16 protein-coding genes are annotated in these 19555 nt (G+C 56.4%); all 16 read left to right on the forward strand.

Annotation, left to right across the window (positions count from 1 at the left end; all coding sequences use genetic code 11):
- Positions 1-2 precede the first annotated feature (2 nt).
- Positions 3-1076 (forward strand): alpha/beta hydrolase, encoded by a 1074-nt coding sequence (locus TX77_RS04905; RefSeq protein WP_044503708.1) that lies wholly within the window; start codon positions 3-5, stop codon positions 1074-1076.
- A gap of 29 nt (positions 1077-1105) precedes the next feature.
- Entirely contained in the window at positions 1106-1702 is a 597-nt protein-coding gene (locus TX77_RS04910; protein WP_044503709.1) for a flavodoxin, read from the forward strand.
- 280 nt (positions 1703-1982) lie between these two features.
- Complete coding sequence (locus tag TX77_RS04915; RefSeq protein ID WP_044503710.1) at positions 1983-3026, forward strand: cobalt-precorrin 5A hydrolase; 1044 nt, start codon at positions 1983-1985, stop codon at positions 3024-3026.
- A 14-nt stretch (positions 3027-3040) separates the two neighbouring features.
- The gene (gene cobJ / locus TX77_RS04920) at positions 3041-3772 is read left to right on the forward strand and encodes a precorrin-3B C(17)-methyltransferase (RefSeq protein WP_044503711.1); all 732 of its coding nucleotides are present in this window, start codon (positions 3041-3043) and stop codon (positions 3770-3772) included.
- On the forward strand, positions 3769-4470 hold the full coding sequence (gene cobK, locus TX77_RS04925; RefSeq protein WP_044503712.1) for a precorrin-6A reductase: 702 nt from the start codon (positions 3769-3771) through the stop codon (positions 4468-4470). The genes cobJ and cobK overlap by 4 nt, the downstream gene beginning before the upstream one ends.
- Positions 4471-4504: 34 nt before the next feature.
- A complete protein-coding gene (locus tag TX77_RS04930) occupies positions 4505-5722 on the forward strand; it encodes a bifunctional cobalt-precorrin-7 (C(5))-methyltransferase/cobalt-precorrin-6B (C(15))-methyltransferase (protein WP_044503713.1) in 1218 nt (405 codons plus the stop codon).
- Positions 5723-5744: 22 nt separating this feature from the next.
- Complete coding sequence (locus TX77_RS04935) at positions 5745-7157, forward strand: cobyrinic acid a,c-diamide synthase CobB (RefSeq protein ID WP_071822314.1); 1413 nt, start codon at positions 5745-5747, stop codon at positions 7155-7157.
- Positions 7154-7783, forward strand: a complete 630-nt coding sequence (locus TX77_RS04940) for a precorrin-8X methylmutase (RefSeq protein ID WP_044503714.1) — start codon at positions 7154-7156, stop codon at positions 7781-7783. The genes TX77_RS04935 and TX77_RS04940 overlap by 4 nt, the downstream gene beginning before the upstream one ends.
- Before the next feature lie 87 nt (positions 7784-7870).
- Positions 7871-8776, forward strand: a complete 906-nt coding sequence (locus TX77_RS04945; RefSeq protein ID WP_044503715.1) for a PHP domain-containing protein — start codon at positions 7871-7873, stop codon at positions 8774-8776.
- A 3-nt stretch (positions 8777-8779) separates the two neighbouring features.
- Positions 8780-9175 (forward strand): hypothetical protein, encoded by a 396-nt coding sequence (locus TX77_RS14035; protein WP_230198045.1) that lies wholly within the window; start codon positions 8780-8782, stop codon positions 9173-9175.
- The gene (locus tag TX77_RS13165) at positions 9072-9746 is read left to right on the forward strand and encodes a peptidoglycan recognition protein family protein (protein ID WP_230198046.1); all 675 of its coding nucleotides are present in this window, start codon (positions 9072-9074) and stop codon (positions 9744-9746) included. The genes TX77_RS14035 and TX77_RS13165 overlap by 104 nt, the downstream gene beginning before the upstream one ends.
- Before the next feature lie 112 nt (positions 9747-9858).
- Positions 9859-13143: a transcription-repair coupling factor gene (gene mfd / locus TX77_RS04955; protein ID WP_044503716.1), complete on the forward strand. Its 3285-nt coding sequence runs from the start codon at positions 9859-9861 to the stop codon at positions 13141-13143.
- Positions 13130-14713, forward strand: coding sequence for a putative polysaccharide biosynthesis protein (locus TX77_RS04960; RefSeq protein ID WP_154651860.1), 1584 nt, complete (start codon positions 13130-13132; stop codon positions 14711-14713). Before mfd ends, TX77_RS04960 begins: the two co-directional genes overlap by 14 nt.
- Positions 14714-14834: 121 nt before the next feature.
- The gene (locus TX77_RS04965) at positions 14835-15296 is read left to right on the forward strand and encodes a MarR family winged helix-turn-helix transcriptional regulator (RefSeq protein ID WP_044503718.1); all 462 of its coding nucleotides are present in this window, start codon (positions 14835-14837) and stop codon (positions 15294-15296) included.
- A complete protein-coding gene (locus TX77_RS04970; protein WP_044503719.1) occupies positions 15293-16384 on the forward strand; it encodes an efflux RND transporter periplasmic adaptor subunit in 1092 nt (363 codons plus the stop codon). The genes TX77_RS04965 and TX77_RS04970 overlap by 4 nt, the downstream gene beginning before the upstream one ends.
- Positions 16381-19422, forward strand: a complete 3042-nt coding sequence (locus tag TX77_RS04975) for an efflux RND transporter permease subunit (RefSeq protein ID WP_044503720.1) — start codon at positions 16381-16383, stop codon at positions 19420-19422. The genes TX77_RS04970 and TX77_RS04975 overlap by 4 nt, the downstream gene beginning before the upstream one ends.
- Positions 19423-19555 lie beyond the last annotated feature (133 nt).

Genomic DNA, 19555 nt, shown 5'->3' on the forward strand with positions numbered 1-19555 from the left:
TCATGAAGATGAGAATGACTGCGGCAGCTATCTTGGCTGCGACACTGATTACCGGTTCGGCTTTTGCCATGAAGCCTGTGACTATCGTCGACCAGGGAAGTTTTTTGGCCGGAGGGACCGTGGTTACGGCACCGGGCGAGTATAAGGGGACGACGGAACCGACCAACAACGCCGGCGAAACCCTGCACGGTGACCATGCCTACGTCTTTTATCAGGAACCGAAGAATGCCCGCCGTACGGCCCTCGTCTTCCTTCACGGTTACGGTCAGTCGGCCAAGACCTGGGAAACGACACCCGACGGCCGCGACGGCTTCCAGAATATCTTTTTGGAAAAACGGTACAAGACCTATCTCGTCGACGAACCGCGGCGGGGACGGGCCGGCCGTTCTACCGTCCCGACTTCAATCAGCGCCCGTCCGGACGACCAACTTTGGTTCAACAACTTCCGCATCGGCCAGTGGCCTGATTATAACGATAACGTAGCCTTCCCCAAAGACGCCGCTTCACAGGACCAGTTCTTCCGGGCTATGACACCGGACACGGGGGCTTTTGACAGCCATGTCATCGCCACCGCCATGACGGCTGTCTTTGATAAGGTCGGCGACGGCGTCTTGATGACTCATTCGGCCGGCGGCGGTCCCGGCTGGGAAACGGCCATGGCCTCGTCTCATGTCAAGGGCGTCATCGCCTTGGAACCGGGAACCTTCCCCTTCCCGGAAGGGATGGTTCCGCCTGTGGAAGAAACGACCAGTCCTTTCCCTGCTAGAGGCACGGCTGTTTCTATGGATGAGTTCATGAAGCTGACCAAGATTCCCATCGTCGTCTACTTTGGCGACAACATCCCGAAAGGCGATACCACGGTTGCCAATTGGGGCGAAGACAATTGGCGCGTCCGCTGGAATCTGGCCAAAAAATGGGAAGCCCTGGTCAATCAGTACGGTGGCCATGTGGAAGTCGTCAGCCTGCCCGACATCGGCATTAAGGGTAACACCCATTTCATGATGGCCGACCTCAATAACGAGGAAGTGGCCGACGCCATTGCAGCCTGGCTCCATAAACAAGGTTTAGATAAATAATTTTATTATCGGACAAGGGGGATTTTGGTATGTGGAAAAAAATCATGAGCGGTTTATTGATGGCTGTCGCCTTAGTGACCCTTACGGCCTGCGGCAGTACGGGGACGACGGCGGCACAGCCGGCATCGGACGGGGCTAAGGCTGCCGCTTCTCAAGGAAAGGTCTTAGTCGTCTACTTCTCGGCAACGGGCAATACGAAACGCGTAGCCGAAACGATTGCCAACCATGAAAATGCGACGGTCTTTGAAATCAAGCCGACCGAGCCGTATTCCGACAGCGACCTCAACTACCGCGACGACAACAGCCGCGTCGTTCGCGAACACGCCCAGCCTCAGCTGCGGCCGACCTATGAAGGCGACGTCGCCGACTGGGATTCCTACGATACGGTCTACATCGGTTACCCCCTGTGGTGGCAGCAGGCGCCGCATGTCGTCTACACCTTCGTGGAAGGTCATAACTTCAGCGGCAAAAAGGTCATTCCTTTCTGCACGTCAGCGGCAAGCTCCCTCGGTGACAGCGGTCAGAACCTGGCCAAGGCAGCAGGCACCGGCGATTGGCAGACCGGTGTCCGCTTCAATGGCGGGGCCAGCGACAACGACGTCTTGAACTGGCTGCAGCAGCAGTAAGAAAAAATCCGGCAGGAATAAATCGATTCCTTAGGGAAAAGATAATAAAAAAAGAGATTTTTTGTTCCGAGCAACCTCGACGGGCTGCTCGGAATTTTTTGTTGCCAAAACATAGAATCTCAGGCTTTTCGTTGGTGGAAAGGATGTGCCGGGAAAGAGGGGGTGCGATACCGATATCGGTACACACCATACACCGATATCGGTATAAATATGGTATAATATCTTTGGTTTATATTAACGGATTGCAGAGGCACCGATTTTTTTAGAAGGGGGACAGGTCGTGAACGCAGTTGTTTTTTCCTTTACCAAAGCCGGAACGGCCCTTGGCGGCAGAGCAGCAGCCTTCCTTCAGCAAAATGGCTGGCAGGTCCGTCAGGCGACGCTCGCGAAGTTTGCCATACCGCCGGCCGTCTCCTTCGACCCGTCTCTGCGGGAAGAAACGGGCCGGGCTTTTCAATCGGCACGGCTCCTCCTTTTCGTCGGGGCAGCGGCCATCGCCGTGCGGTCTATTGCGCCTTTTATCCGTAAAAAGGATCAGGACCCGGCGGTTATCGTCATCGACGAAAAAGGGCAGTTCGTCATTCCCATCTTGTCCGGTCATATTGGCAGAGCCAATGAATGGGCCCGGCAAGTGGCTGAGGCCATAGGGGGACAGGCCGTCATTACGACGGCAACCGACGTCAATGCCTTATTTGCCGTCGATGAATGGGCCGCAAAGGCCGGTCTGCGCCTGTCTTCTCTGACGGAGGCCAAGGCCTTTGCTGCGGGTCTTCTGGAAAGGGGAAGGGCTGGCTTGTACAGTGAGTTTCCCATTGAAGGTCCTTTGCCGCCGGGCTTGGTCATGACGACGGATTGTGAAACGGGGTTGATTGTGACGACGAAAGAGAACCTGTCCCTTTTTCAAACTTCCGTCATGGTAAGACCGGCTATTCTCCATGTCGGCATCGGCTGCCGCCGCGGAACCTCATCCTCGGCTATTGAAAATGCCGTCTCATCGGCCCTTAAAGAGGCCAACCTCTCGAAAGAGGCCGTGGCGGACGTCAGCAGCCTCGACGTCAAGCGGGATGAAACGGGGCTCTTGGCCTTTGCTAAAGAGCGGTCATGGCCTATCCGCTTCTTTACGGCCGACGAGCTCAACGCTGTGCCGGGCACGTTTACGGCTTCGGATTTTGTCCGACAGGCCGTCGGGACGGACAATGTCTGTGAACGATCGGCCGTCAAGGCAAGTGGCGGCGGCAAGCTCGTCGTTTCCAAAAAGGCCGGTCAGGGTATCACCGTGGCCGTTGCCTGTGAATCGTATATACTCCGATTTTTAAATGTTTAGAAGGATGTGATTTCATGAAACCACATATTTACGTCGTCGGCATCGGTCCCGGCTCTGAACAGGGCATGACCTTGGAGGCCAAGGCTGTCCTCGAAGGCTGCGACTGCATCGTCGGCTACCATACATACATCGATTTGATTCGCAGCTATTTTCCTGACAAGGAATTTGTCGTCACCGGCATGACTCAGGAAGTGGCTCGCTGCCGCTTGGTCTTGGAACGAGCCCTTGAGGGGCAGAAGGTGGCCATCGTTTCCAGCGGTGACGCCGGCATCTACGGCATGGCCGGCATCATGCACGAAGTGGCTGCCGATACGCCGGACGTTGACATCGAAGTCATTCCCGGCGTCACCGCTGCCAGTGCCGGTGCCGCTCTTTTGGGGGCGCCCCTCATTGCCGACGCCTGCCTCATTTCCTTGAGCGATCTTCTGACGCCGTGGGATAAGATTGAAAACCGCCTCGACTGCGCTGCAGCCGGGGACTTTGTCATCTGCCTCTATAACCCGGCCAGCAAGAAGCGGTCTGACTACCTCGAAAAGGCTTGTGACATCATCCTGCGCCATCAGTCGGCCCATACGCCGGCAGGCATCGTCCGCAACATCGGCCGTGACGGTCAAGACGTCAAAATTCTTACCTTAGGCGAATTGCGGACGCAGCACCTCGACATGTTCTGCACGGTCTTTATCGGCAACAGCCAGACGAAAATCCTGAACGGCAAGTTGGTTACGCCGCGAGGCTATCGGTTATGATCGGTCCGGTGTGGATTGCCGGCGGGACGACGGAAGGGCGGAAACTGGCCGGTTACGCCGCACGCTTTCAGGTCAAAGCCTTCGTCTCCGTAGCGACGGCCTACGGCGCGTCCTTATTGCCGAAAAGTCCTTATGTGACCGTCCTGGAAGGCCGAATGGATGAGGGACAGATGGAAGGATTTTTGAAGGACAAAGGGATACGCCTTGCCATCGACGCCACCCATCCCTATGCCACGGTCGTCACCGACAACATCAAGGCAGCCTGCCAAAAGGCCGGTGTCCCTTATCGCCGCATCAACCGCCGGGCCGGAACGTACCGGACGGATGGCCGCACCATTGCCGTTCGCACCGTCGACGAAGCCGTCGAAGTCCTGAGTCATACGGAAGGGAACGTATTTTTGACGACGGGCAGTAAGAACCTCGATGCCTTTGCCAAGATCCCGGGCTATGAAAATCGAGTCTATGCCCGTATTTTACCGGTCAAGGCCTCCCTCGAACGGGCCTTGGATTTGGGCTACCCGCCGGCGCGCCTGATCTGCATGCAGGGGCCTTTCTCGGCGGACCTCAATGCGGCCATGTTTAAAGAGACCGGGGCCCGCTACGTCGTCACTAAAAATTCAGGGCACACCGGCGGCTTCCAAGAAAAACTGAAAGGGGCCGAACGAACGGGGGCGACGGTCATCATCATCGAACGCTGACAGGGAGATTATTTCGTCAGGGAAAGGACGCTATATGCATATCTATGTTATCGGCACCGGTCCGGGGAATCCGGATCTTTTGACCGTACAAGCCAAACGTGCCATCGAAGCCTCGACCCTTCTCGTCGGCGACAAGCGGATGCTGGAACCCTTTGAGGGGACGGGAAAAGAATTGGTCCGGACTTATCGGCGCGATGAAATCTGCCGCCTGGCGGCGTCGCGGACGGAGGAGGACGGTCCTATGGCCGTCTTGGTATCGGGGGATGTCGGCTTTTTCAGCCTGGCAGCCTTATTGAAGAACATCCCGGACTGCACCGTGACCCGTATCGCCGGCATCAGCAGTCTGGTCTACTTTGCCGCGGCCTTGGAGACATCTTGGAATGACGTCTTCATCGTCAGCCGCCATGGCAGGCAGGAACCGCTTATTCCGGCTGTACGCCAGCATGCCAAGGTCTTCGTCCTCACCGGCGGCAGCGAATCACCGGCTGCCCTCTGCCGCAGTCTCTGTGACAGAGGGCTTGGAGCCGTGCGGGTTGCCATCGGCTGTAATCTCTCTTATGACGACGAAGTCATCCTTCGCGGTACGGCTGCTGACTTTACGGAAAGAGGGGACGACGCCTTAGCCGTCATGATGATTGAAAATGACGACGCCCGTCCTTGGCAGCGCCCTGTACACGGTCTTGCCGACGAGGCTTTTTTGCGGGGTAAGGCGCCCATGACCAAACAGGAAATCCGCAGCGTGGCCTTGTCGAAACTGGCACCGGCTGCCGATGCCGTCGTCTACGATATCGGTGCCGGTACCGGGTCCTGTACGGTGGAACTGGCCCTGCAGGCGCCCTTTGGAAGGGTTTATGCCTTTGAAATAAACGACGATGCCCTGCGGGTCTTGAAGCAAAATATTGCCCACTTCGACCTGTCCAATGTCACCGTCGTCGCCGGCGATGCCCGTGAGCGCCTGAAAGATATCGAGACGCCGCCTAATTACGCCTTTATCGGCGGTACCAAGGGGCGGTTGGCGGCTATCCTTGACGAATTGTACGGCAAAAATGAAGCCTGTGCCGTCGTCGTCACGGCCATTACCATCGAGACCTTGGCGGCCCTTACGACCTACTACGGATCTCATCCCGGGTATGATTTCGATATTACTCAGGTCAGTGCGGCCCGCAGTCAAAAAGTCGGCGCCAGCCATCTCATGATGGCCCAGAATCCGATTTTTATTGTAACCATTGTCCGCCGTTCCGATGTTTCCTGACGGTCTTATAAAGGAGGTTCCTATGGCGCATCGATCCACGATTCCGCGGCTGTTAATCGCGGCTCCCAAAAGCGGCAGCGGCAAGACGACCGTCGTCTGTGCCCTGCTGCAGGCTTTAAAAAAGCGCGGATTGTCCATGACAGCCTTTAAGTCCGGCCCGGACTATATCGATCCCATGTTCCACCGCCGCGTCCTTCACACTCCGTCGTATAACCTCGATCTCTTTCTCTTCGGCCGCGGCGAAAAAGGAGCCCAAGCGGCCCGGCAGCTTCTTTGCCGTCATGGAGAAAAGTCTGACCTGGTTCTCATCGAAGGGGCCATGGGCTATTACGACGGTGTCGGAAGGGGTCACGAAGCCAGTGCTTATGACGTTGCCGCCGTTACCGATACACCGGTCGTAATTGTCGTCGACGGCCGTGGGGCAGGGCTCTCCTTAGGTGCCGTCTTAAAGGGAATGGCCGATTTTTATCCGGACAGCCATATCGTCGGCTTTATCGTAAACCGCATAAAACCCATGGTATACGCCCATTTTAAGGACGCTTGGGAAAAGGCCTCGGGCCTTACGGCTTTAGGCGCCCTTCCGGATCTTCCGGACTGCGCCTTTTCCAGTCGCCACCTGGGATTAGTGACGGCCGGAGAAATACAGAACCTTCAGGCTATTATGGAGCGCCTGACGGACGCGGCTGAAATGCATATCGACCTCGACGGCCTGTTAACCCTGGCCCGGGCAGCCTCGCCCCTTGCCGAAGGAGACGCGCTGGAAGCGGGGAAAGAAGGGGAGATGGAACGACAGGCTGTCATTGCCGTGGCCCGTGACGAGGCTTTTTGCTTTTACTACGAAGACAGCCTGGACATCCTTCGCCGCTGCGGGGCCGAATTGATCTTTTTCAGCCCCCTTCACGACAGCAATCTGCCGCCTTGCGACGGTCTTTATGTGGGCGGCGGCTATCCCGAACTTTACGCTCGAGAACTTGAAGTTAACGAAAGCCTGCGCGGCCAGATCAGACAGGCCTTGATAGGCGGACTGCCTTGCTTTGCCGAATGCGGCGGCTTCATGTATCTCCATCAGTATTTTCGCGGCGACGACGGGAAGCTTTGGGCCTGGGTCGGTGCCGTTCCCGGTGAGACCTTTATGACGACGTCCCTTCAGCACTTCGGTTACGTGACCTTACAGGCAGAAGAAGACAACCTCCTCTGTAAGGCCGGTGACACCATACCGGCTCATGAATTCCATTATTCCAAGAGTTCTCTGGAAGGGGAGGCCTTTACGGCCTATAAGGCCGGGAGTCGGCGTTCCTGGCCCGGCGGCGTGGCCGGTGAAACCTTAGCCGCCAGTTATCTCCACCTCCATTTCCTCGGAAATCCGGATTGGGCGGCTAACTTCGTCAAAGCCTGCCGGGATCGAGGTCGTTTCAGAAAGGATGAATCTGTATGAAGATAGAACATATTTTACCGGCCGACATCGAACGCCGCAGCATGGAAATTATTGAAAGCGAACTGGGGCCGATTGAGCTTCCGCCCGATGAAAAGGACATCATCAAGCGCGTCGTTCACACCAGCGCCGACTTCGATTACGTCCGCAACCTGCGCTTCAGCGAGGGTGCCGTAACGAAGGCCCTAGAAGCCTTGAAAGGCGGCTGCACCATCGTGACCGATACCAATATGGCCTGTATGGGCATCAGTAAGCCCGGTCTTACGAAACTGGGCTGCCAAAAGGTCTGCTTCATGGCTGATGACGACGTAGCCGCTGCGGCCCGGGAACAGGGGACGACGCGGGCTCAGGCCTCGATGGATAAGGCCGCCGGTCTTACGGGACCGCTCATCATCGCCGTCGGCAATGCGCCGACAGCCCTTCTGCGCCTGAAAGAACTCATCGATGAAGGACGCATCGCGCCGGCCCTCATCATCGGCGTTCCCGTCGGCTTCGTCAATGTCGAATACGCCAAAGACGTCATCATGGAAGCCGGCGTCCCTTATATCGTCGCTAAAGGACGAAAAGGGGGCAGCACCATTGCCGCTGCTATCTGCAACGCCCTCATTTATAAACTGACTCGCGGATAAGCCCATATCTTACTTACTTCTTACTGGCACGGCGCCGTCATGCGTAGTATAATAAGGGCGACATTTAAATGAGAGGGAGTGTAGAGTATGGAAACATGGCTTGATTTGCACATGCATACAAAATACAGCATGGACGGTCAGTTTGAACCGGCCGACTTGATACGTCAGTGCGCTGACGCGAAGGTACAGGCCGTGGCCGTCACCGACCACGATTCCACCCGGGCCATTCCCGAAGCACGGGAAGAAGCGTCCCGGCTGGGACTGCGCCTCATACCGGGCATTGAAATCAGTTGTCAGCATGAGGGGAAGAACTTTCACCTCTTAGGCTATGGGATTCATCCCGATGCCGCCGTATTTGAAGCGATTGAAAAGGATGTGTACGGCCAACGAAAAGTCGTGTCCGACAAAGTGCTCGACGCCGTCGAAGCCTTAGGCATCGTCCTCGACCGCGACGCCATTTGGAAACTTTGTACCAGTGGTGTCGTCGCGTCGGTTCACATCGCTCGCGTTGCCCTTTCGGACCCGCGCAATGCCGACTGCCCCGTCCTGGCACCCTATCGGCCGGGCGGCAGCCGCAGTGCTGCGCCCTATGTCAACTTCGGCTGGGATATCTGCGGTCAGGGGGGACCGGCCTTCATCCCCATGACCTTCATGGATTTTTCAAAGGCTGTCGATATCATTCACAATCAGGGCGGCGCCGCCGTATTGGCCCATCCCGGAGCCAATATGAAGCAGAACCGTCCTTTGACGGAAACCCTCATCGCTCTCGGTCTGGACGGCATCGAAGCTTACTGCAGCTATCACGATGATGATACGGCTGCCTTTTACCGCCGGATTGCCGATGAACACGGCCTGATGGCGACCATTGGCAGCGACTACCACGGCCGGGCTAAGCCGCATATTGCCCTCGGCACGTACGGTCATCCTGAGCCGCAGGCTTTGTGGGACCGCCTGGTCGCACACATTCAAAATCATCATGGGGAAGTGTACTAAATCATGAAACAAAGCAAGACCCTGTCAGCCCTGGCCGTTGCGCTGTGGCTGGCTTTTGGTTTTTCAAGCCTGTCGTTGGCGGCATCGCCGTCGGACATCGAAGCGGCCTATACGGTCGGTGCCGTTTCCGATTCGAATCAGTCCGTAACGAAGGCGGCTACTGAAAAAGGAAAGGCGACGGTAAAGAAAAAGGGCGTCGATAAAAAAATCGTCGTCCGAAAAGAAGGGGACGAAAGGGGATACCCCTGCCCAATCTTTGACAGACGGCGAATCCTCAGAACTTCAGCCCGTCGCCGTGAGCAGTGTACCCCGGGATGCGAAGCCTGCCGGAGCCCGCGGCGTCCTGCGGACCTATCATCCGGCAACGGATGCAGCCCCGGCCGAACCGATGGCTATTAAGGAAACGAATTTCCGCTTCAATGAACCCTTATTGCTGCGGCCCAAGACGGACATGATCGTCATCCACCACGTCGGCATTCCCGACGGCGATACGTCGGCGGCTGCCATTCACCGAGCCCATTTAGCGAACGGCTGGGCCGGCATCGGCTACCATTACGTTATCCGCAAAGACGGGACCATCGAACGGGGACGCCCCTTAGCGACGGTCGGAGCCCATGCCCAAGGGCAAAACTATCACACTGTCGGCATCAACGTCACGGGGAACTTCGATAAAGAAATTCCCACGCCGGCTCAGCTCCATGCCCTAGAAGGCCTCGTTGCCTGGTTGTGCAAGATTTATGAAATCACGCCGAGTGCAGCGACCATCGTCGGTCACCGTGACGTCAATAGTACGGACTGCCCGGGTCAGCACCTCTACGACATGCTGCCTCAGATCCGCCGCGATGTGGAAAAGCGGATGGAAGGCGATGCTGCTCCGTCTTATGAAGATACCCTGAAAGAAAAGAGCCTCCTCAAGATGAGTCGTAAGGAACGGGAAGCCTTTATCATGCAGGGCGCGGCGGGACGATAATGTGCCTAGTCGGGACGAATGAACTATGATATAATAAAAAACACGCAAGTATGATGATAATTATCGAGGGCTTTGGGAAACTAAAGCCCCCTTTGTCATGAGGTAAAAAAGCATGAAGCAATTCTTTCAATGGATGAATCAAGATGAAAATATCCGGTCCGCCGGGGAGGCCTTTTTAAAGCCCGGCTGTCACAGCATCTACGGCCTCAGCGGCTCTGTCAAGAGCGCTCTGGTCGCTAAGGTGCTGCACGAAGGCCCCCGTCAGGTCGTCCTCGTCGTCCCGTCGCGGGAGCAGGCTGCGGCCTGGCAGGCGGACCTGGCCTTTTTGGCGCCTGACGTAAAGGTTCTCGACTTTCCCGTCGTCGATAAGGCTGTCTTTACGACGACGGCTAAAAGTCTCGACCGGATGGCTCGGCAGATGGAAGCCCTGGGCCGTCTGCGCCAAGGGGATCCGGTTCTCGTCTTGGCTGCGCCGGAAGAAGCGGCACAGTACGTCATGGCTCCCCAGCGCATCGACGATGCGGCCATCGACGTCGAAATCCAAGGAGAATACGACCGCGATGACTTGTTGCAGAACCTCGTAGACGCCGGCTATGAACGGGTTGACATGGTTGAACGGCGAGGCCATTTTTCCGTCCGCGGCGACATTGTCGACGTCTTTGCCGTCAATGAACCGCAGCCCCTGCGCCTGGCCTTCTTTGGCGATGAACTGGAAAGCATCCGCGCCTTCGACGTCGACAGCCAAAAGTCGCTGTATGATGCCGAACGGGCGCGGATTTTGCCCGTGTCCCTGACGACGGCGGACGATGAGGAATATACCCTCCTCGATTACGTCGAAGAAGGGACCATCATCTGGGACGAACCGAACCGGGTCCGTGACGGTCTCAAAAAGGTTCTCAAAGAATCGGACGATTACAAGGGCGTCCTGGCGTCATGGAAAAACATGGTCTCGCCGGAACGAAAAGTTCCTCAAATCGTCTTGTCCCTCATGGCCCAATCCGTGCCGGACATGTTCATCGACGAGTCTTTCAGCTTTGCTGCCAAGATGATGGCCAGCTTCCAAAAGCAGTTCAACCTCCTCGAAGAAGAAGTCGGCCATTGGCAAAGCTTAGGCAATACTATCGTCTTCGTCATCAACAGCAGAGAGCGCATTGCCTCCCTCAAAGCCTGGATGAAGCAGCATGACCTTTCGATTGCTGATTATGACGACGAAAAAAGCGCCGCCGGCGGCATGTATATCGTTGAAGGGGAAATCCACGACGGCTTTGAACTGCCTTATGCCAAGGTCGTCGCCGTCGCCGAACGAGACGTCTTCGGCACTCAGAAACGACGGTTGCGCCACCGCGTTGCCAAAGGCCAGGAAATCAGCGTCTTTACCAGCCTGAAAGCCGGCGACTACGTCGTCCATGAAGTCCACGGCATCGGCCGCTACATGGGCATCAAGACCATTGAAATGGATGGGGTCCACAAGGATTACCTCGAAATCCACTATGCCGGGAAAGACATCCTCTACGTGCCGACGGACCAGTTATCCCTCCTCCAGCGCTACATCGGCAACGAAGGCGATACGCCGAAATTACAGAAGATGGGCGGCTCGGATTGGCAGAAGATACGCTCTAAGGCTCAGAAGTCGATTACCGATTTGGCTGAAAAACTCGTCGCCCTCTACGCAAAAAGGGAGGTCGTCTCCGGCTATGCCTTCCCGCCGGATACGCCCTTTCAGAAAGAATTTGAAGAAGCCTTTCCCTATGAAGAAACGGAAGATCAGTTTAAAGCCGTCCGTGAAATCAAGGACAGCATGGAAAAACCGACGCCTATGGACCGCTTGGTCTGCGGCGATGTCGGCTTTGGCAAGACGGAAGTGGCCATGAGGGCTATTTTTAAGGCCGTCACAGCCGGTAAGCAGGTTGCCGTCTTGGTACCGACGACGGTCTTGTCTCAGCAGCACTTCCAGACCTTTATGGAACGGTTCGGCCCCTTCGGTGTCCACGTCGAAGTCCTCAACCGTTTCCGTTCCTACAAAGAAAAGAAATCGATCCTGGCCCGGACCTTGACCGGCGATATCGACATCCTCATCGGGACTCACAGCCTGCTCAACAAGAACGTTAAATTCAAGTCCCTGGGCCTTCTCGTCGTCGACGAAGAACAGCGTTTCGGCGTCGCCCAAAAAGAAAAATGGAAGGCCTGGGCCGCCCATATCGACGTCTTGTCCCTCAGTGCTACGCCGATTCCGCGGACCCTCCACATGTCTTTGGTCAACCTGCGGGAAATGTCGGTCATCGAATCGCCGCCGACGGACCGCTTCCCGGTCCAGACTTACGTTGCTGAATACGACGCCCGCATCGTCAGTGACGCTATCATGCGCGAAAAGAGGCGGGGCGGCCAGGTCTTTTTCGTCTATAATCGTGTCGCTTCCATCGAACGCATGAAGGACGAACTGCAGGCCCTCCTGCCTGACGTAACCATCGGCATCGCCCACGGTCAGATGGCCGGCAGCATGCTCGAGTCGATGATGTTCGATTTCTATGAAGGAAAGTACGACGTACTCCTCTGCTCGAGCCTCGTCGAAAACGGCCTTGACGTAGCCAATGCCAATACGATCATCATTTACGACGCCGACCACTTCGGCCTGTCTCAGCTCTATCAGATGCGGGGCCGCGTCGGTCGGAGCCACCGCATGGCCTATGCATACTTCTTGTACCGCAGGGACAAGGTTTTGTCTGAAGTCGCTGAAAAACGGCTCCAAGCCATCAAAGAATTTACCGAACTCGGTTCCGGTTTTAAAATCGCCATGCGCGACCTTGAAATCCGCGGTGCCGGCAACCTCCTCGGTCGGGAACAGCACGGCAACATCGCCAGCGTCGGCTTTGCCATGTACTGCCATATGCTGGAAGAAGCCATTGCTAAGGCCCAGACCGGGAAAGAAGTGGAACCGCCGCCGCCGGAAACGGTCATGGAAATCCACGTCGACGCCTTTATCGACAACGAATACATTCAAAACGGCGGTCAGAAAATCGACATGTACCAGCGCTTGGCTGTCGTCTCTTCGAAAGAAGAGCTGGACGAACTGCGCCGCGAACTGGAAGACCGCTATGGCCGACCCAGTTCGTACGTCGAAAAGCTCCTTCAGGTGACGGAAACCCGTCTCGAAGCCAAGGCTCAGGGAATGGTCCTCATCGCCCAGAAGAAGGACGTCCTCGAAATCAAGTGGCGCCGCGTCTCGGACATGCCCGATTTGACGAAACTCGAAAAGCCCCTGCGCAGCCGCTTCCGCCTCGTTCCCAGTATACCGGTCATGGTCCGCGTGTCCCTTTCCGGTATCGCCGATATCCTCGACTTTATCCAGACCTTGCTGACGGCTTTTTCCTCCCTTCGAAAGGAGGATTCCCGTGACTAGCTTTTTACGCGGCGCTATGGTCCTCACCGTAGCCGGCATCGTCGTCAAGATCTTAGGCGGGTTGAACCGCATTTTCTTATCGCGTCTCTTAGGCGGCGAGGGAATCGGCCTCTATCAGATGGCCTATCCGGTCTACATCCTGCTCCTCAGCATCATCGGCGCCGGTATTCCCATTGCCGTGTCGATCATGATTGCCGAACAAGCGGCCCGAGGCCATTACAGCGGCGTCCGCCGCATCTTTCACGTGACCTTGGCCTTTATGACCGTCGTCGCCGTCCTCTGCGGCCTGGCCCTGCCTTTTGGAGCCCAGGCTATGATCGAGTTCGGCATCGTCCGCGACAGTCGTGCTCTGCCGGCACTGGCCGTGTTAGGGCCGGCCTTAAGCTTATCGGTCATCGTCTGCTGCTTCCGCGGCTATTTCCAAGGTCTGCAGCTCATGACGCCGACGGCTCTGTCCCAGATGGCCGATCAATTCGTTCGCGTCTGCACGATGCTCGTTCTCGCCTGGATTTTCCTGCCCAGAGGTCTTGAGTGGGCGGCGGCCGGTGCTTCTTTCGGTGCCGTTCCCGGGGCAGCTGCAGGGGTCATCCTCATCGCCTTCTTATACTATCGGCACCAACGGACGCCGCTGCCCGATGACGACGGCGTCTTCGTCATCCAGTCGGCGCGGCACATCATCCGCCGCCTCGTCGTCTTAGCCGTTCCCGTAGCGGCAGCCAACATGCTCCTTCCGGCCGTAGCCAGCATCGATCTCTTTATCGTGCCTCTGCGGCTGGAAGCGGCCGGTTACAGTACCCATGAGGCGACGGCCCTCTATGGCTACCTGACGGGCATGGCCAACGGCCTCGTCCAATTGCCGGCAATCTTGACGATTTCCTTGGCGACCAGCTTAGTACCGGCCGTTTCAGCGGCCTTTTCCCAGGGGAGAAGGGACGTCGTCCTGTCCCGGACCCATACGGCGATGCGCATTGCCAACGTCATTACCATCCCGGCCTGCTTGGGGCTGGCCGTGTTAGCCGTGCCCATTTCACGTCTCTTGTATGCTACGCCGGCTGCCGGGCCTGCTATCGGCGTCCTGTCTATTTCGGTCTTTCTCGTTGGCCTCCAGCAGATTACCAGCGGCCTTCTGCAGGGCATGGGGCGGACGGCAGTGCCGCTCTACAATATGGCCGCTGCAGCTGTCGTTAAGATTTTCTTGAGCTGGCACCTGACGGCCATTCCCTGGCTCGGTGAAGTCGGGGCCGCTTGGGCGACCAATGCCGATTTAGCTGTGGCGACGGCGCTGAACCTCTATTTTGCCCGCCGCTTCGTCGGCTACGGCGTCCAGTGGGGCTATGTCGGGCGCTTGTTCCTGTCGGGGGCTGCCATGGCTGGTACGGCTTGGATCATCCACCACAGCCTGCTCAACCTGGTAGGGAATACGTTGGCCACCATCATGGCCATGATGGCTGCTACCGTCGTCTATCTCATCGGCATCTTTGCCTTCCGGGCCGTTGCCGTAACGGACCTTGCCAAACTGCCCGTCATCGGGTCGAAACTTGCCGCCATGGCTGAAAAATTAGGGAAATAATACAGATATAAGAGGATTGCCTTCGTAAGGGAATCCTCTTTTTTTTCTTGCTTTTGGCAAATCCCTTTGCTATACTATAAGAAAATGGTTGATTCAATCAACTAATAAAGGGGACAATAAGATGAATTACTTATGTGTCGGTCACGATTTCGGGGTTATCAATATGCGGTCCCAGGCCTATATTACCGAAGCCTGTCAGCCTTGGAACCTGTCTTATTCAGAATACGTGACCCTCATGACCCTCTATGATTTCGACGGCTCCAGCCAAAGCGAGCTCTGTAACGAAATGAAAGCCGATAAGGCCCTCGTCGCTCGCAGCCTGAAAACCTTGGAAGAGAAAGGCTACGTATGCCGCCGCCAAAAGGACGGCGACCGGCGCTTTAAGTTTATCTATCTGACGCCTAAAGCCAGGGATATTCAAGGGGAGTTGGCGGGATTTTTAGAAACCTGGATTACCTATCTCGTAGAAGGTTTTGATGAAACGAAGCGCGATGAGCTGCTTACCATGCTGCACGCCATTGCCGAGCGGGCTGATGAAGCCGATATACGCGCTGTGAAGAAAAAGGGGGAGATGATACGATGAAAGGGTGGCATATGAAGTACATCCTCGCCGCAGCTGCCATCGTGGCGGCCGTGACTTTAGCCGGCTGCGGCAGTGAGCAGACCGCGGCCGAACCGGATCAATTGGTAAAGACCATGGAAGTCGGAAAAACGAATGACAGTACGGCCGGTACCTATTCGGGGACGGTAAAAGGGCGCTATGAAAGTAAGCTCTCTTTCCAAGCCGGCGGCCGGATTACGACGCGCAACGTCCAGCTCGGCACGCGGGTCAAGGCCGGTGACGTCTTGATGACCGTCGATCCCAAGGACATCATGCAGGCCGTCAACCAGTCTCAGGCTCAGGTCGACGCGGCAGCGGCCCAGCTCCAGCTGGCGGCGGCTAATCTAAAGCGTTATAAGGAACTTTACAGCTCCGATGCCGTCAGTGCCGCCGACCTCGATCAGTTCCAAACGGCCTATGACCGGGCAGCAGCCCAGTATAATCAGGCTCAGGCCGGTCAGCAGGCCCAGGACAATCAGTTGTCTTATACCCGGCTTACGGCCGATGCCGACGGCGTCATCGCTGCCGTCACTGCCGAAGTGGGGCAGGTCGTCCCGGCCGGCCAGCCCGTCGTCACCTTGGTCCATGACGGCGATTTAGAAGTCACCATTAACGTACCGGAAAATAAACTTTCCGACTTTCCTGTCGGAAAAGCCGTGACCGTGTCCTTCTGGGCCCTTCAGAACCAGACCGTGTCCGGCGTCGTCCGCGAAGTGGCGCCTATGGCCGATGCCGTATCGCGGACCTATGAAGTCAATATTACCCTGCAAAATCCGCCCCAGGGCCTGCAATTGGGCATGACGGCATCGGTTGCCAATGCCGGTGAAGAACGGGCTGCCGCCGATACGGTCGTCCTGCCGTTATCGGCTATTTATCAGACCGGCAGTACGCCTCAGGTCTGGGTCGTCGGTAAAGACAAGACCTTGTCCCTGAAAAATGTGTCCGTTGAAACCTTTGGCGACAACAGCGTCAAGGTCACAGGCCTTCAAAAGGGGGATATCGTCGTTACGGCCGGCGTCCATAAATTACGGGCCGGCGAAAAAGTCCGCATTGAGGGGGACGATGTATGAGAAACTTATCAGAAGTATCCCTCCGTAACCGGGCCTTAGTCTGGTATTTCATCATCCTCGTGGCCATTGCCGGCGTCTTTTCCTATATCAAACTGGGCCGGATGGAAGACCCGACGTATACCGTGCGGACCATGATCGTCACCGTCGCCTGGCCGGGAGCTACGGCAGAACAGATGGAAGAACAGGTGACCGACAAGATTGAAAAGAAGCTCCAGGACACGCCGCACCTCGATTACCTTAAGAGTTATTCCCGGCCGGGGCAATCGGTCATTTACGTCAATTTGGACGATAAGGCGCCGCAAAGCAGCATCCGCGATACGTGGCACGAAGTCAGAAACTTGACGGAAGACGTCAAACGCGACTTGCCGGACGGCGTCTACGGTCCGTACTATGACGACCGCTTCGACGACGTCTTCGGCTCCATCTATGCCCTCACGGGCGACGGCTATTCTTATGAAGAACTGCGGCAAAAAGCCGAAAAGATACGCCGCATGATGATGAACGTCGACGACGTCAGCAAAGTCGAACTCGTCGGTGAACAGTCAGAAAAAATCTATATCGAAGTGGCCAATGCCAAACTGGCCGAACTGGGCATTCCGCCGACGGTCATCGCCAATGCCGTCAAGGGCCAAAATGAGATGACGCCGGCCGGCATGGTGAACACCGAGTCGGACAACGTTTATCTTCGCCTGTCCGGCGTCTTTAAGGACGTCGAAGGCATCCGCAACCTGCCCATCAATGCCAACGGCCGCGTCTTCCGCTTAGGCGACATCGCAACCGTCGAACGGCGTTATACCGAACCGGCCGACCCTAAGATGTTCTATAACGGCAAGCCTGCCGTCGGCATCGCCCTGTCCATGAAGGACGGCGGCAACAATTTAAAGCTCGGCGAAAACCTGAAAAAGCTTGAAGCCAGCGTCAAAGCCGACCTTCCGGCCGGCATGGAAATGAACCAGGTCTCGGACCAGCCGCAGATCGTCAAAGAGTCCATCAGTGACTTTACGGAAACACTGTGGGAAGCCATCGCCATCGTCCTCGTCGTCAGCTTCATCACCCTGGGCCTGCGGACGGGCCTGGTCGTCGCCTTCTGCATTCCCTTGGTCCTTACGGGCGTCTTCTGCATCATGGAAATAGTCGGTATCGACCTTCATAAGGTATCCTTAGGGGCCCTCATTATCGCCTTGGGCCTTCTCGTCGACGACGCCATCATTGCCGTCGAAATGATGACCGTCCAGCTCGAAAAAGGGAGGAGCCGCATCGACGCCGCCTGCTACGCCTTTCGGGCTACGGCCAAGCCCATGCTGACCGGGACCCTCATTACCTGCGCCGGCTTTATTCCCGTCGCCTTTTCCGATGGCGCAGCCGCTGAATTTTGTAAAGCCCTATTCCCGGTCATCACGGCAGCTTTGGTCCTGTCGTGGATCGTATCGGTCATGGTAGCACCTCTTTTTGGCTATTACCTCATCAAGCCCAAACAGAAAGAGGGCGAGGACCCGGAAAAGCTGTATACCAGTCGGTTCTACGTCTTTTTCCGCAAGGTCCTGAACTGGTGCCTGACCCATCGCGTCATCGTCATCGGCGGGACGGCTGCAGTCTTCGTCATTTCGGCCGGGCTGACCTATTTTATTCCGAAAGAATTCTTTCCTCCGTCCCTGCGGCCGGAACTCATCGTTGAAATGACCCTGCCCGAGGGCTCCTCTATGGAAGCGACCCAGAAAGAAGCGTCCCGGTTGGCTCAGTACCTTGACGGCCAGCAGGATAAATTGAAGAATTACTCGTATCACGTCGGCCAAGGAGCACCGCGGTTCGTCCTGACTGTCGAGCCCGTCCTTCCGGCCGATAATTACGCCCAGTTCGTCGTCGTCGCCAAGGATACAGAATCGCGGGAAGCCCTGGCAGCCTCCTTGAAGACGGAGCTGGCCGATAAGTTCCCCAACGTCCGCAGCAATATTAAGCACATCTCTTTGGGGCCGCCGTCGGATTATCCCATCATGATGCGCGTATCGGGTTACGATAAGGACAAGGTCAAAGCCTATGCCGAAGAGATTGCCGCCCGCATTGCCAAAGACCCGAATACGGAAAACGTCTTCCTCAACTGGGATCAAAAAGATAAGGTTATGCACGTCGAGCTCGACCAGGATAAACTGCGGGCCATGGGGATTTCCGGTCAGGATATTGCCCAGACCTTGTATACGGAACTGTCCGGGGCGACAGTGGCCCAGTACTATGCACCGGATAAGACCATCGATATTCAGCTTCGCCTCGACGATAAGGACCGCCAGGATCTTTCAGCCATCCGGAGCCTGCCGGTCTACGTCGGCCAAGCCGGCTACGTTCCCTTGGAACAGATCGCCCGCATTTCCTATCAAGGCGAAGACGGCCTCATTTGGCGCCGCAACTTAAAGCCGACGGTTACCATTAACGGCGGCATCAAGTCGGGAACGGCTGACGATGCGACGCAAAAGGCTTACGATTCCATCGCCGACATCCGTGATAATATGCCTTTCGGCTACACGGTGGAAGTGGACGGCTCTCTGGAAAACAGCCAAAAATCCTTGAAATATCTCTTGGGTCCCGTGCCTGTCATGGTCATCATCATCATGACCTTGCTCATGTTCCAGCTCCGGAGCCTGCCCCTTATGGGACTGACTCTGATTACGGCTCCTATGGGACTCATCGGGGTCTCCCTGGGGATGCTTCTCTTTAGAGAGTCCCTGGGTTTTGTAGCCTACCTCGGCATCCTGGCTTTAGGGGGCATCATCATCCGCAATTCGATTATCCTCCTCGACCAGATCGAAAAGCATATGGCTGCTGGCGAAGACCCGTGGCACGCCATTATCGATTCGGCGGTCCTGCGCTTCCGGCCCATCATGCTGACGGCCGCGGCGGCCATTTTAGGCATGGTTCCCTTGATGACCAGCGTCTTCTGGGGCCCCATGGCCGTGGCCATTGCCAGCGGTCTCTTAGTGGCCACCGTCCTGACCCTCTTGGTCCTGCCGACGATGTACGCCGCCTGGTTCAAAGTAAAAAAAACATAGTTTCTATTTAGGTCTGCATCGTCTCGATGCAGGCCTTTTTGGCATCGGAGAATCCGGTATGGCACAGACTGTTGTTTTACAAGGGAATCTTACTATCGTATAATATAAAGTATAGATAAGAAATTAACTGATG

Source organism: Megasphaera massiliensis (assembly GCF_000455225.1).
In the GTDB taxonomy this organism is placed as follows: domain Bacteria; phylum Bacillota; class Negativicutes; order Veillonellales; family Megasphaeraceae; genus Megasphaera; species Megasphaera massiliensis.

Coding starts and splice junctions, on each gene's coding strand:
- TX77_RS04940 (WP_044503714.1), top strand. CDS start 7,154: ATGAAGATAGAACATATTTTACCGGCCGACATCGAACGCCGCAGCATG.
- cobK (WP_044503712.1), top strand. CDS start 3,769: ATGATCGGTCCGGTGTGGATTGCCGGCGGGACGACGGAAGGGCGGAAA.
- mfd (WP_044503716.1), top strand. CDS start 9,859: ATGAAGCAATTCTTTCAATGGATGAATCAAGATGAAAATATCCGGTCC.
- TX77_RS14035 (WP_230198045.1), top strand. CDS start 8,780: ATGAAACAAAGCAAGACCCTGTCAGCCCTGGCCGTTGCGCTGTGGCTG.
- TX77_RS04975 (WP_044503720.1), top strand. CDS start 16,381: ATGAGAAACTTATCAGAAGTATCCCTCCGTAACCGGGCCTTAGTCTGG.
- cobJ (WP_044503711.1), top strand. CDS start 3,041: ATGAAACCACATATTTACGTCGTCGGCATCGGTCCCGGCTCTGAACAG.
- TX77_RS04930 (WP_044503713.1), top strand. CDS start 4,505: ATGCATATCTATGTTATCGGCACCGGTCCGGGGAATCCGGATCTTTTG.
- TX77_RS04970 (WP_044503719.1), top strand. CDS start 15,293: ATGAAAGGGTGGCATATGAAGTACATCCTCGCCGCAGCTGCCATCGTG.
- TX77_RS04905 (WP_044503708.1), top strand. CDS start 3: ATGAAGATGAGAATGACTGCGGCAGCTATCTTGGCTGCGACACTGATT.
- TX77_RS04945 (WP_044503715.1), top strand. CDS start 7,871: ATGGAAACATGGCTTGATTTGCACATGCATACAAAATACAGCATGGAC.
- TX77_RS04935 (WP_071822314.1), top strand. CDS start 5,745: ATGGCGCATCGATCCACGATTCCGCGGCTGTTAATCGCGGCTCCCAAA.
- TX77_RS04910 (WP_044503709.1), top strand. CDS start 1,106: ATGTGGAAAAAAATCATGAGCGGTTTATTGATGGCTGTCGCCTTAGTG.
- TX77_RS04965 (WP_044503718.1), top strand. CDS start 14,835: ATGAATTACTTATGTGTCGGTCACGATTTCGGGGTTATCAATATGCGG.